We start from the raw sequence: 12,639 nt of genomic DNA, 5'->3' as shown, positions 1-12,639 counted from the left end.
GCTAGATCCTTGACCAGCCTTGACGGAATATTTGACAGGCTTTGACGAATCGCGGGACGACCATGGGTCAGCGCCTGGCTGGACACCTTGCTCTGTAAGGGCTGGTGCGGACTTATCGGCGTAGCTGTGAGCGCGGCCGTCAAATATTCTTGGAATGCCCGTCAATGGAGATTTATCAGTGGTGGCGGGCGCTAGCATGGGGAAAACCGCAGACTGGTCTGCCCCCCCCCAGCTTGCAAGGGAATCCCTGAGCGCCGAAATTACCAGTTCCGGTAGTCTCGACTGGTATTGGTCGTCGCGCCCCGCCGTGCGCGCCAAAGCAAACTACCGGGATCACGGCAGTTATCAGATAAACGAACGCCAACTCAATGACCGTTGAACACGACCACATCTGCGAGGACCACCCCATGTCCGTTATCGATTGCGACTACCTGCCCGCCGACAAGGTGGAGTTTCCGCCGGAGCTGGCGCTGCTGATTGTCAGGAAGGCCAGCGCGATGGCGGCAGCGTTTGAGGAGCAGGCGCTCGATCAGCTCACCAAAGATGCGAGGCGCGCGCTATCCCTAGGCACTGAGCCGCGGCGAATCATCAGGGAAATGCGTCTTTAGCAGCATCGAACGACGTTGAATGAATCGTTGCGCGAAACAACCCCATGAATGAGGCAGCCCCCCCCCAAAACAAAGTCGAACGCCCTTTTGGAGAAACACCCCATGGATGACCTCGAATGATCCCCGACGACCGTCACGAAAGTAACCCCATGAACGGCTCTGATTGAGCAACGCTGCTACGCTTTCGTTTTCTCGAACGGAGTCGAAGCGATGTCCTCCCCTGAATACTCTCTCCCTGATGTCCTTGAGCGCATGTATCACAACCAACTTGCGTTGGAGGCAGCTCTGATGGAGCTGACCCTGTTAGTCGAAAGCCAAGGGTATGACGAGGCCGGCGACAATATTCGGACTGCGTTGAACGCGATCGGCGAAAACGCCGGACATATCAATCAGGGGTTGGCCAGACTCAAGGCTCAGGGCACGACATAAGCCAACAGCAGAACAAGGATTGCATATGGACGATGAATGCGAAGTGGTGTTTGTTGTCGGCCTGGCAACGATGCTTGGCCGAACTGAAGCGTCTGTCAGAGAGGGAATGCGCCGGGGCGTGGACTGGCTGCCCAAGAGCTTCAAGATGGGTGCCAGACACTGCTGGCTCAAGGAGGACGTGCGGGAGTTCCTACGCGCATGCCGGGACGGCGAGAACAAGGCGCCGAAAGTCGGTAGACCGCGACAGGCGCCGCCAACACTGAGAGATATCCGGAGATGACAGAAAGCATTGATCGTTTCCTGCGCCTCGACGAGATGCTTCACATCACCGGCCTTGGGCGAAACACGGTTTATCGTCGCATCAGGGAAGGCACCTTCCCAAAACAGGTCAGGATAGGCCCCAACTCGGTGGCCTGGCGTCAGTCAGCAATCGCTAAATGGATGTCCGATCCGAACCTGGGCAATTGAATGGTTTGAAAGCGTAAGGCTGACCCCTTTGCAGCTAGGAGCGGACCAATGAGCACTGAATTAAACGAGCAAGACATCGAATTCATCCGTTTGCCAGAGGTAAAGAAGCTGGTCGGCCTCGGCACTACCAAGATTTACATGATGGCAAACCAAGGCCTTTTCCCAAAACAAGTGAAGCTGGGCGGCCGAGCCGTAGCCTGGGTCAAGTCAGAGGTATTGGCCTGGAGCAAAGAACAGGTGGAAGCCTCTCGCAGAGAATAGTGACATCCACTCTTACGACCGTTCATCGAATTACAAAATTAGGAAATCTGCCTTAGACAACGAGCAAGTGAGCGCCAAAAAAGCGAGCAAGATTGTAAATAGTGAGTAGATTTGTGAGTAGATCTTTATTGCATACTACAAATTATCAAACAAATTCAGCAGCTTAATAATCAAGTTCGATTCCGTCTCTGGCACCAAATACCGAAAACCCTGAATCGCAAGATTCAGGGTTTTTTTATGCCCGGGATTTGGTGATCACTGTCCCAGTCACTATCGAAGCGCCGGACAAAGCATCAATTCACCACGCCCTGCCACTACGCCAGCCAGCGCCTGTAAAGCTTTCAAGAGCTGAGTCTCGACAGTCTCTCGGGTCTACCGGAACGCTCCGCATGCTTTAACGGAAATGGATGACATACGCTGACCATCGGATTGGGCAGTATCGGAGGAGGCGCTGCCGCATAACCGGGAGCAAAGACACAACAGGGATGTAGACAATGACTGACGCCATCAAACAGGACGTCGAAAACGCTGAGTTTTTTACTGAACAGGACATCAGGATTTTCAGCTTTGATATTCGGCAGTCGATGTTGCTGCACAGACTCGCCGAAGAACTGGCCGCCATCGGCGGGCCGCAGGTGCCAGGCGCCCAGTCCAAAGCCTCTCTGGCAGCCATCGAATTAAAGCTCTCGCTTTCGACAGACCAATGCGAACTGCTGGCGACCTTCTCCAATGGCCTTGTTTGCGTGTTGATCTTTGAAGGGCTGCAAAAAATCACCGATGCCAGCCCACCAAATGAACTGCCAGACCTGGCATCCCTGGAAAATCGATACGACGTCCTTTGCCTGGCTGCCCGTAATCAGATCTTGTTGAAACTGGTGGATAACAGTGCCTTTGCCTATGACATGGACAACGAAGGAAAGCTGGTTCGATTGGTCGCCAACTTCAAGGGTGGCGGACTTACCAAAATCAATGCCGAGCCGGAAATCAAAGAACTGAGCTCCCATTCCGGCCTCGCGCTTGGCCCGCACACCGAGGCGCCTTACTGGTGCGCTGTGAACGCGAAAGACGGGCACTCGCCCTCTCCGTCGTCGCTCATACTTTCCGCCCTGTGGAACCCGAGCCTGGAACCTACACGGGTCATTCCGCTGCCTCCCATTCTGGAAAAAATCGGCGTCACCCACTGCCTGGCAGAAGGACGGTCATGTGATTACGGGCCAATAACGATAAAAGAGGGAATGAAATGTCTTGGGATTTAATAGGCATGTTGGCGCTTGTCGCTTTTTGCGCCGGTTTTTTTGATGCAATTGCCGGTGGTGGAGGCTTGATCACCTTGCCTGCCTTGTTTCTGGCCGGTGTAGATCCGATCAGCGCCATAGCAACGAACAAGTTCCAGGCCGCTTCGGCAACTGTTTCGGCCACTGTCACCTTTGCTTGCAAAGGAATGATCGAGTGGCGCGAAGGCCGTTTCCTGGTGATCTGCGGATTTATTGGCGGCGCCAGTGGTGCCTTGCTGGTCAGCTCTATTGATAAGCGCTATCTGGAAGTTTGCGTGCCGGTCATGCTGATTCTGGTGGCTATCTACTTTGCTCTCTCTCCCAAGCTGGCCAATGAAGATCGACGCAAGAGAATCGGCATTCTGCTTTTTTCGTTTACCGTCGCGCCGATCCTGGGCTTTTACGACGGCATATTTGGCCCCGGCGTGGGCTCTTTCTTTATTGTCGGGTTTGTACTGCTGTGCGGCTTGGGCATGATGCGGGCCATGAGTTTTACCAAACTGGCCAACGCCTCATGCAACCTGGGTTCTTTGTCGGTCTTCATTACCAAGGGTGTGATTATTTGGCCGATTGCCATAGCCATGGCATTGGCAGCCTTCATCGGCGCTCAATTGGGCGCACGAGCCGCTGTTCGCGTCGGTCCACGGCTGATCAAACCCATGTTGATCGTGGTCTGCTGCGCTTTGGCCATCAAGCTGCTAAGCGTGGAAAGCAATCCTTTGCGCGTTGCGGTCCTCGAGTCGTTGGCTTGGTTGTGATTGCCGGCTATTCGGCGCTATTCCAATGAAAGACCAGATTGCGAGCCGCTCCGCTTCCCACATCCGCCGTATCACGTCGTTCCTCGCCATTGCGCGTTGCGATAACGGTGTACTTGCCAGGCGGCAATTGAACGTATACCAGCGGGCCAGCCTCACTCAGGGTCAGCACGGTTGGCCCTTGGGCTTTCTGAATGGCCACCTGAACATCGGGGACGTATTTGTTCTCGGGCCCAATCGCAAAAGTCATGTGCAGGTTGTAACCGGTGGCCTGCTGGATAGCCTTCACCTCATCCTCGCCGACGCCACCGGAAAGATAGGCAACCCCGTTTTGCTCTTGCCGCTGAATTTGAACGCCTGAACTGTCGATCGGCTCCAGACTGGCCGCCTGCAGCATGACGGGAAACATCAACAGCCCCACGGCGGCGAGCGGCAGAATGAATGCATGGACGTGTTTCATGATGGGTACTCCCGGGCTCCGCAGAACCCATTCGTTACCTGATTTTGATTTCCCTGAGTGCGGGCGGTTTTAGATTGATTGGATCTTGCGGTCACTGCGAAATGGACTACACGATGTATTCCCCCAGCATGGATCGCCGTCGGAGCGATCCCGCAAAACCAATCGGGATTTCCTTCTGATTTACCAGCAGCGCCCGGCATCAACGCGCCTGCCTCTCCTGCAATTCTCTTCTGCCTGTTCACATCGACGCGGAAGACCTCATGAGCGCACTTAAACCCGATAACTCTCAAGACCCACAACTCGCCTCGCTATTAGGCAACCTTGGCGAACTGATCCGTGAGGCACGGCAGAAGGTGCTACGGGTGGTCGATACGGTCCAGGTGCAAACCTGCTGGCAGATTGGGAGGCATATTGTGGAGTTCGAGCAGGAGGGGGCCCGGCGGGCGGCATACGGAAAACGTTTACTTTCGACGCTCGCACAAGGCCTCACTGCCCAGTATGGAAAAGGTTTCGATGAGCGCAACCTGCGCTATATGCGGGACTTTTATCAGACCTTTCCAATTTGGGACGCAGTGCGTTCCGAATTGAGTTGGACCCACTATCGCCGATTGCTGCGTGTCGATAACGACCACGCCCGTCACTGGTACATGAACGAGTCAGCCATTCAAAACTGGTCATCTCGCGCCCTGGAACGCCAGATCAACACTCTCTACTACGAACGCTTGCTGACAAGCCGCGACCGACCTGCAGTCCAACAGGAAGCCGCTACTAATATCCAGAAAATGAAAGCACAGCCACGGGATTTCATCAGGGATCCGGTGATGCTGGAGTTTCTTGGCTCGACCAACGCGGGGCTAACTCAGGAAACCAATCTCGAACAGGCACTGATCCATCAGCTTCAAGCCTTTCTGCTTGAACTGGGCAAGGGCTTTGCCTTCATCGCTCGCCAACAACGCATCAGCACCGAAAGCAAAGACTTCTACATCGATCTGGTGTTCTACAACTACCTGCTGAAGTGTTTCGTCATCTTCGATCTGAAGCGCGGCGAACTGACCCATCAGGATGTCGGCCAAATGGACATGTACGTACGCATGTATGACGACCTCAAACGCGGACCGGAGGATGGCCCCACCGTTGGCATCATTCTCTGCGCGCAAAAAGATGAATCGGTGGTCCGATACTCTGTACTGAAAGACAACGAACAACTTTTCGCCAGCAAATACAAAACAGTCCTGCCCAGCGAAGAAGAACTGCGCGCGGAACTGGACAGGGAACAGGCTGCAATCGAAGAGCGACTGCTCGATCAGATCCCCTTATAACCGCGGATGGATTGTTCATAAGCGGTGTGAAGACTATCGTTGGCAGCTACCCGCAAAGGTCCGAAGTCGATGAATTTGCAGCAGGACACGTCACCGGCTCCCACTCAAATCGAGTTGCCGCTGCCAACCTCCGTTTCTGGCGAACCGTTCAGGGAGCCCGCTGCAGACGGCTTCAACCTTGGCGGCTTCACTTGGCGGCATGCCTCTCAGGACATTGCGCGCCCGGTCGTCATCATCAACGCTGCTACCTCGGTCCGCTGCAGGCATTACTCACGATTCGCCGAATACCTGCTCGCCAACGGCTTCGACGTGATCACCTACGATTACCGCGGCATTGGCGAGTCACGCCCTGCATCATTAAAAAATCTCGACGCCTCATGGACCGACTGGGGCGCGCTGGATTTCGAGGCGATGCTCAAGCGCGCTCAGCGCGAATTTCCCGGCCAGCCCATCGATGTCGTCGGACACAGCTTTGGCGGCTGTGCAGCGGGCCTGGGAGCCTCAGGGCATCTGATCCGGCGCCTGGTGACCGTCGGTGCGCAATTCGCCTACTGGCGCGACTATGCGCCTGCTCATCGTTGGCGGATGGTCGGCAAATGGCATGTGGTGATGCCGCTGATCACGCTGGTCTGCGGATATTTTCCCGGCAAGCGCCTCGGCTGGCTGGAAGACACGCCCGCGGGTGTAGTGCGGGATTGGAGTTCGCCCACCGCCCGATACGAAACGCGCCCCAGCGGTCGCACGATCAGCGCGAAAACAGGCTCGCTTCCCTTCGCGGCGATGACAGCCAAGACCCTGGCCATCAGCATCACCGACGATCCTTACGGCACGATCCCGGCCATCGAACGCCTGCTCCGTTACTTCAGCGGCGGCACAAACACCCACTTGCGAATCGCCCCCGAGGACATCGGCGAAGCAGTCGTCGGACATTTCGCCTTTTTTCGTAGCGCATACCAAGCCACACTATGGCCCATTGCATTGTCCTGGCTGCACAGCGGCGAACTGCCCCCCGATCCCCCCGGGCGGACAGTACCGCGCAGCGAGCCCTTTTAACGCACCACGGATCAAAACCCATGGCCTCCGCCAACAAGCAGCAAAAACGCGCCACCCGCGCCAAAGCCAAGGCCAAGCAGAACCGCACCCAACGGGCTGCTGCGCCGGTCGAGCTGGACCCGAACGACGATCGCATCGACTTCGAATCGGTGGACCTCACCGAACTGTTCAAAGAAATGATCGATGCCGAAAAAATCAGTCAGCAAGCCATGTGTGCAGCCTTCCTCGAACACCCGTTGCTCGCGCTGGTGCTGGAGCAGGAAGGCGAAGAAACCGCCACAGACTTCATCATTGCCGCGCTGATCGAGTATCGCCAATGGTCCACCGAAGTGGACGAAGCGGGCGCCCTGGCGTGGATCGAGTCCCCAGCCTTCCAGGTTGATTACGTGGCGGCTTCCGAAGCCATCGCAGCCCAAACCCAACAGAAACCGAACTGAGTTCCCATGGCCTCCCTGAACAAGCAACAGAAACGCGCCAAACGCGCCAAGATCAAAGCCCGCCAGATCAATATCCACGGCAGAAAACCCGCCGCGCTGGACGATGACATCGAAGACATCGGCGAGCCGATCCCGGAATACACCCTGGCGATGTTCAGCAAAATGCGCGACGCGGAAGCCACCAGCCGCAACGACATGCTGCTGACCCTCCTGACGAACCTGGCGCAGATCATCAGCGACCAGCCTGAACTGCTGGACATGGAAAACGCCGACAACGAAGCCATGGCCGCCACCCACCTGGCCGCCGACATGCTGATCGACTACCGCATGTGGGCCGACGGCATGGACCGCGATGCCGCCCAGGCCTGGCTGACCGATCCGCAGTTCATCACCGACTTCGGCGATGCGCTGGACAGCTACCGCCAGTCGCTGGACGCGCAGGAAGAAAAAGCCGAGTAAGCACCGTCGTCAAAAACAAGACGGCCGCCTGTCATCACTGACAGCGGCCGTTTTTTATGGAAGCCATCTCTCAAAAATCTATATGACCTCTCGTCAGAGGCTGCGTATATCCCATTGACATATCCCAAGAGGATTCTATTCTTTGGGTTCACAACAGCCGCAGAAATGCAGGAGGCCAAAATGGAACAGACCACCCTTTTCATGAGCAATCGAAGCCAGGCTGTTCGCCTTCCGAAAGCTGTGGCAATGCCGAGCGATGTAAAACGAGTCAACGTAGTTGCCATCGGCAGGGCTCGTATCATCACCCCGGCAGACGAAACATGGGACAGCTGGTTCGACGGTGATGGAGTGAGCACGGACTTTATGTCCCACCGCGACCAACCCGCTGATCAGGAGCGTGAGTCGTTCTGATGATCAAGTTCATGCTCGACACCAACATCTGCATCTTCACCATCAAGAACAAACCGCAAATCGTAAGAGAAGCTTTCAACCTTCATGACGGACAGTTGTGCATCAGTACGGTGACGCTGATGGAGCTGATCTACGGCGCCGAAAAATCTGCGACTCCCGAAAAAAACATCGCCGTGGTTGAGGGGTTCGCGGCACGTCTTGAGGTTTTGTCTTTCGACAATGAAGCCGCTGCGCACACCGGAATGATTAGATCCGAGCAGGCAAAGGCTGGAACACCTATAGGCCCCTACGACCAGATGATTGCCGGGCACGCGCGCTCACGCGGATTAGTTGTCGTAACCAACAACCTGAAAGAGTTCGAGCGGGTTTCTGGATTACGCGTAGAAGACTGGGTTCACCCTGATAGAATCGAAAAATAACTGACGAAAATAAAAACGGCCGCCTGTCATCACTGACAGCGGCCGTTTTTTTGCAAACCTGAAAACAACAATCAGGCAGCGACAGCATCCAGACGCGGGATTTCCATCCCGACCTTGGCACTGGCGTAGCTCAGGTCACCGCTGGCGATGGACTGAGCCTTGAAGCCGGCGCCAATCAGGTCGCGCACGTACAGCTTGTTGTAGATGAACATGAACACGAAGTTGCTGAGGCCAAATGTGAAGCAGGCCACGATGAACATGATCGCTGCCCACTTGATGTCGCCACGGAACAGTGGCGGCAGGAAGCCAAAGAAAAACACGGTCCACGAGAAGCCGATCGGGGCTTCCTTCATGGCTCCGGTGTTAGGGTTTTTGAACACAACCGATGTAAACGCCATGCCTGTCTCTCCTTGATGCCCCAATGGGTTGGCTGAATGGCCGGGCTAACTCCATGCAGCGATGGCTCGTGACTGCCGTGTAAACGGCAGGCGCACGCAAATGCATCGTTGACTCGCGCCAGATGAGGGAGCAGGCAAGAAAGGGTCGAGTGGCTTTAGCCAGGAAGGCTGGGGGCGTCGAACAATCCATGTCCTGAAACTCCATTGCATCCCGCAACAGCGAGATACACATTCGGCGGGAAGGCTACTATCTCGACATCATCGTGTCCATCAAAGAGCCGACCGAGAAAAACCCTGAATGAAAGCAAAAACGACCGCGATCATTTCTGATGGCGGTCGTTTTCGGTACATCGACAGTGGGCGTAGAACCTAGCGCGCCACTGCACCAATCAGTTGCTCATTGCGACGACGGCGTGCCACAAGCAACCCGGTAGCCACCACACAAAGACTCAGCAGACCGGTCGCGAGGATTTCCACGCGGTGGGCGTCCTGGAACAGCATGATGGTCAGGGCCGCGACGATAAAGACGATCACCGCGTAGGTCAGGCCCGGGAACAGCCACATGCTGAAGACGATTTTTTCACCACGAGCCATACGCTTTTTGCGCATGCGCAGTTGCGAGATCGCGATCACCAGGTACACCAGCAACGCGATGGCGCCGGAGCTGGCCAGCAGGAACTCGAACACGGCGGCCGGGGCCACGTAGTTGGCGAATGTGGCCAGGAACGCTGCGCCAGTGGACAACATCACCGCCCAGTATGGCGTGCCGCTTTTGTTGGTGCGCGTGGACACGGCCGGTGCGTCACCGCGTTTACCCAGGGAAAACAACATGCGCGACGAGGTGTACAGCGCCGAGTTCAGGCAGCTGGTCACAGCGACCAGTACCACGATGTCGACGATCATCTTGGCGTTCGGGATGCCCATGCGCTCAAGCACGGTCTGGTAGGAACCGAGGCTGGCCAGTACCGGGTCGTTCCAGGGCACCAGAGCCACGACGATGAAGATCGATACGAGGTAGAACAAACCAATCCGCCAGATCACCGAGTTGGTGGCCTTGGAGATTTGCTTGCCAGGGTTCTTCGATTCCGCGGCCGCGATGGTCACGATCTCAGTGCCCATAAAGGAGAACATGGTCGTCAGGATAGCGCCGAGTACCGCCCCCATACCGTTAGGCAGGAAGCCTTGGGTGTCGAACAGATGCGACACACCGCTGACCTGACTGGTCGGCAGGAAACCGAAAATGGCCAGAAGGCCAAGGCCGATGAAACCGATGATCGCCACGACCTTGATCAGGGCGAACCAGAATTCAAACTCACCGTAGTTCTTCACGCTGAACAGGTTGGTGACAGTCAGCAGCATCGTGATGACCAGGGCAAACGCCCAGATGTCCACGCCAGGGAACCAGGCATGCAGGATGGTGGCGGCGGCGTTGGCCTCCAGCGGGATGACCAGCACCCAGAACCACCAGTACAACCAGCCGATGGTAAAACCGGCCCAGTGACCAATCGCACGATCGGCGTATGTCGAGAAGGAGCCAGTATCCGGCGAGGCAACCGCCATCTCACCCAGCATGCGCATCACCAACACCACCAGCATACCGGCGGCGGCGTAGGCCAGCAGCACGGCCGGGCCTGCTGCCGCGATGGCGTGACCCGAGCCAACGAACAGGCCGGCGCCGATAACCCCGGCGATCGACAGCATGGTCACATGGCGCGGTTTGAGCCCCTGTTCGAGGCCGTTAGAGCTTTGGGTATTGCTCATTGAAACTACCTTTGTAAGGAAAAGCGAATGCGTGCATCCCATCGTGAAGTTTCTTCTGTAAAAAGAAACAAACAGGGCGTTCCGTAATCTGCACGCAATAATTGCGCCAAAATATTTCAAGTCTTTCTAATCCGGAGGTTTCACCCTGACCGGACAGTCATCGCAAGTCATTGAAAATAATGGCACTTTGCCAAAGCGTTACCCCGCGACTCACTTGAGGAACGAATCTGCGCACCGGAAACACACCCAGGAAATGCTCAACGCACAATAAAAGTGCAGATCAGGAACGTTTGGCCGGTTAGCGCTTCCAACACCCCGCCAAAGCTGGCAACATCGCGCCCTTTTTTACGGGACAGCCGCACCACACAGGGTTCAAACGGCTGTTCGGTTGATAGCAGCGCGACAGTCTGCTGTACCGATGCGACAACCTGCCACATGCCACCCGTTTACCGCCCGTAGCGCTGTTGGCTGCCATTCAGACGCTATGCTAGCTTGGCCGCCTCGCCAGGAAGGCCAACCAACAGCAGGAGCGAAACACTATGAGGAACGCACATGGCTGAGGCCACGCCCGCGCTTGAAATCCGCAACTTGCACAAACGCTACGGACAGCTTGAGGTGCTCAAAGGCATCTCGCTGACCGCCCGCGACGGCGATGTGATCTCGATCCTGGGTTCCTCCGGTTCCGGCAAGTCCACGTTCCTGCGTTGCATCAACCTGCTGGAAAACCCGCACCAGGGCCAGATCCTGGTGGCCGGCGAAGAACTCAAACTCAAAGCCGCCAAGAACGGTGAACTGGTCGCGGCCGACGGCAAGCAGATCAATCGCCTGCGCAGCGAGATTGGTTTTGTGTTTCAAAACTTTAATCTGTGGCCGCACATGAGCGTGCTCGACAACATCATCGAAGCGCCGCGTCGCGTGCTCGGCCAGAGCAAGGCCGAAGCCATCGAAGTCGCCGAAGCCTTGCTGGCCAAGGTCGGTATCGCTGACAAGCGTCACGCCTATCCAGCGCAACTGTCCGGCGGCCAGCAACAACGCGCGGCCATCGCCCGCACGCTGGCGATGCAACCCAAGGTGATCCTGTTCGACGAACCCACCTCCGCCCTTGACCCGGAAATGGTCCAGGAAGTACTTAATGTCATCCGCGCACTGGCCGAAGAAGGCCGCACCATGCTGCTGGTCACCCACGAAATGGGGTTCGCCCGTCAGGTGTCCAGCGAAGTGGTGTTCCTCCACCAGGGCCTGATAGAAGAGCAAGGATCGCCACAGCAGGTGTTTGAAAACCCGCTTTCGGCGCGCTGCAAACAATTCATGTCCAGCAACCGCTAACGGAGCTACCCGCATGCAGAACTACAAAAAGGTCTTCCTGGCAGCCGCCGTCACCCTGGCCTTCAGCGCCGGTGCCATGGCCGAAACCCTGAAGATGGGCATCGAAGCGGCCTACCCGCCGTTCAACAACAAAGATGCCAGTGGCAATGTCGTCGGCTTCGACAAGGAAATCGGCGACGCCCTGTGCGCCAAGATGAAAGTCGAATGCACCGTGGTCACGTCCGACTGGGACGGCATCATCCCGGCCCTGAACGCCAAGAAGTTCGACTTCCTGATCTCCTCGATGTCGATCACCGACGAGCGCAAGCAGGCGGTCGACTTCACCGACCCGTACTACTCGAACAAGCTGCAATTCATCGCGCCGAAAAACGTCGACTTCAAAACCGACAAGGCTGCGCTGCAAGGCAAGGTGATCGGCGCTCAACGCGCGACACTGGCCGGCACCTGGCTTGAAGACAACATGGAAGGCGTTGAAGTCAAACTCTACGACACCCAGGAAAACGCCTACCTCGACCTGACTTCCGGTCGCCTGGACGGCATCCTCGCGGACAAATACGTCAACTACGAGTGGCTGAAAAGCGACGCCGGCAAGTCTTACGAGTTCAAAGGCGACCCGGTGGAAGAAAGCGACAAGATCGGTATCGCCGTTCGCAAGAACGACCCGATCCGCGAGAAGCTGAACGTCGCACTGAAAGAAATCGTTGCTGACGGCACCTACAAGAAGATCAACGACAAGTACTTCCCGTTCAGCATCTATTGATACTGACCTGCCTGACTGGCGCCGTTCGCTGACGGCGCCCG

Annotated in this window: 17 protein-coding genes; 14 read left to right on the top strand and 3 right to left on the bottom strand. The window is 56.5% G+C overall.

What is annotated here, in order from left to right; all coding sequences use genetic code 11:
* Window positions 1–407 precede the first annotated feature (407 nt).
* The 6 genes from B723_RS06945 to B723_RS06915 all read left to right on the top strand — a co-directional run bounded on the left by B723_RS06945 (window position 408) and on the right by B723_RS06915 (window position 3,798).
* Complete coding sequence (locus B723_RS06945) at window positions 408–608, top strand: hypothetical protein (RefSeq protein WP_031318262.1); 201 nt, start codon at window positions 408–410, stop codon at window positions 606–608.
* 210 nt (window positions 609–818) lie between these two features.
* Entirely contained in the window at window positions 819–1,037 is a 219-nt protein-coding gene (locus B723_RS06940; protein ID WP_017336032.1) for a hypothetical protein, read from the top strand.
* A gap of 276 nt (window positions 1,038–1,313) precedes the next feature.
* A complete protein-coding gene (locus B723_RS06930) occupies window positions 1,314–1,505 on the top strand; it encodes a helix-turn-helix transcriptional regulator (protein ID WP_017336030.1) in 192 nt (63 codons plus the stop codon).
* A gap of 48 nt (window positions 1,506–1,553) precedes the next feature.
* Complete coding sequence (locus B723_RS06925; protein WP_017336029.1) at window positions 1,554–1,766, top strand: helix-turn-helix transcriptional regulator; 213 nt, start codon at window positions 1,554–1,556, stop codon at window positions 1,764–1,766.
* Window positions 1,767–2,260: 494 nt separating this feature from the next.
* Window positions 2,261–3,022 (top strand): hypothetical protein, encoded by a 762-nt coding sequence (locus B723_RS06920; protein ID WP_017336028.1) that lies wholly within the window; start codon window positions 2,261–2,263, stop codon window positions 3,020–3,022.
* Window positions 3,007–3,798 carry a TSUP family transporter gene (locus B723_RS06915; protein ID WP_031318258.1) on the top strand — a complete coding sequence of 264 codons (792 nt, stop codon included), beginning with the start codon at window positions 3,007–3,009 and terminating at the stop codon, window positions 3,796–3,798. The genes B723_RS06920 and B723_RS06915 overlap by 16 nt, the downstream gene beginning before the upstream one ends.
* A gap of 7 nt (window positions 3,799–3,805) precedes the next feature.
* Here B723_RS06915 and B723_RS06910 read toward each other — a convergent pair whose 3' ends face one another.
* On the bottom strand, window positions 3,806–4,255 hold the full coding sequence (locus B723_RS06910; RefSeq protein WP_017336026.1) for a hypothetical protein: 450 nt from the start codon (window positions 4,253–4,255) through the stop codon (window positions 3,806–3,808).
* 260 nt (window positions 4,256–4,515) lie between these two features.
* Between B723_RS06910 and B723_RS06905 the strand changes: the two genes are divergently transcribed.
* The 6 genes from B723_RS06905 to vapC all read left to right on the top strand — a co-directional run bounded on the left by B723_RS06905 (window position 4,516) and on the right by vapC (window position 8,353).
* A complete protein-coding gene (locus B723_RS06905; protein WP_031318256.1) occupies window positions 4,516–5,574 on the top strand; it encodes a PDDEXK nuclease domain-containing protein in 1,059 nt (352 codons plus the stop codon).
* A gap of 69 nt (window positions 5,575–5,643) precedes the next feature.
* A complete protein-coding gene (locus B723_RS06900; protein ID WP_017336024.1) occupies window positions 5,644–6,627 on the top strand; it encodes an alpha/beta hydrolase family protein in 984 nt (327 codons plus the stop codon).
* Between the two features lie 20 nt (window positions 6,628–6,647).
* Entirely contained in the window at window positions 6,648–7,064 is a 417-nt protein-coding gene (locus tag B723_RS06895; RefSeq protein WP_017336023.1) for a hypothetical protein, read from the top strand.
* A gap of 6 nt (window positions 7,065–7,070) precedes the next feature.
* Window positions 7,071–7,523: a hypothetical protein gene (locus B723_RS06890; RefSeq protein ID WP_017336022.1), complete on the top strand. Its 453-nt coding sequence runs from the start codon at window positions 7,071–7,073 to the stop codon at window positions 7,521–7,523.
* A gap of 180 nt (window positions 7,524–7,703) precedes the next feature.
* A complete protein-coding gene (gene vapB / locus B723_RS06885; RefSeq protein WP_017336021.1) occupies window positions 7,704–7,934 on the top strand; it encodes a type II toxin-antitoxin system VapB family antitoxin in 231 nt (76 codons plus the stop codon).
* Window positions 7,934–8,353 carry a type II toxin-antitoxin system tRNA(fMet)-specific endonuclease VapC gene (gene vapC, locus B723_RS06880; RefSeq protein ID WP_017336020.1) on the top strand — a complete coding sequence of 140 codons (420 nt, stop codon included), beginning with the start codon at window positions 7,934–7,936 and terminating at the stop codon, window positions 8,351–8,353. The genes vapB and vapC overlap by 1 nt, the downstream gene beginning before the upstream one ends.
* A gap of 71 nt (window positions 8,354–8,424) precedes the next feature.
* On the opposite strand, the gene B723_RS06875 is transcribed toward vapC, so the two are convergent.
* Window positions 8,425–8,751 (bottom strand): hypothetical protein, encoded by a 327-nt coding sequence (locus B723_RS06875; RefSeq protein WP_017336019.1) that lies wholly within the window; start codon window positions 8,749–8,751, stop codon window positions 8,425–8,427.
* Window positions 8,752–9,120: 369 nt separating this feature from the next.
* Window positions 9,121–10,512 carry a GABA permease gene (gabP, locus tag B723_RS06870; protein WP_017336018.1) on the bottom strand — a complete coding sequence of 464 codons (1,392 nt, stop codon included), beginning with the start codon at window positions 10,510–10,512 and terminating at the stop codon, window positions 9,121–9,123.
* Between the two features lie 552 nt (window positions 10,513–11,064).
* On the opposite strand from gabP, the gene B723_RS06860 reads away from it, so the two are divergent.
* Entirely contained in the window at window positions 11,065–11,838 is a 774-nt protein-coding gene (locus tag B723_RS06860) for an ABC transporter ATP-binding protein (RefSeq protein ID WP_017336016.1), read from the top strand.
* Window positions 11,839–11,851: 13 nt separating this feature from the next.
* Entirely contained in the window at window positions 11,852–12,598 is a 747-nt protein-coding gene (locus B723_RS06855) for an ABC transporter substrate-binding protein (RefSeq protein ID WP_017336015.1), read from the top strand.
* The last annotated feature ends 41 nt before the right edge of the window (window positions 12,599–12,639 follow it).

This window comes from Pseudomonas fluorescens NCIMB 11764, from assembly GCF_000293885.2.
Classification (GTDB): Bacteria; Pseudomonadota; Gammaproteobacteria; order Pseudomonadales; family Pseudomonadaceae; genus Aquipseudomonas; species Aquipseudomonas fluorescens_B.
Note: the sequence above shows the minus strand (reverse complement) of the source record. Positions and strands in the feature narration are given on the sequence as shown.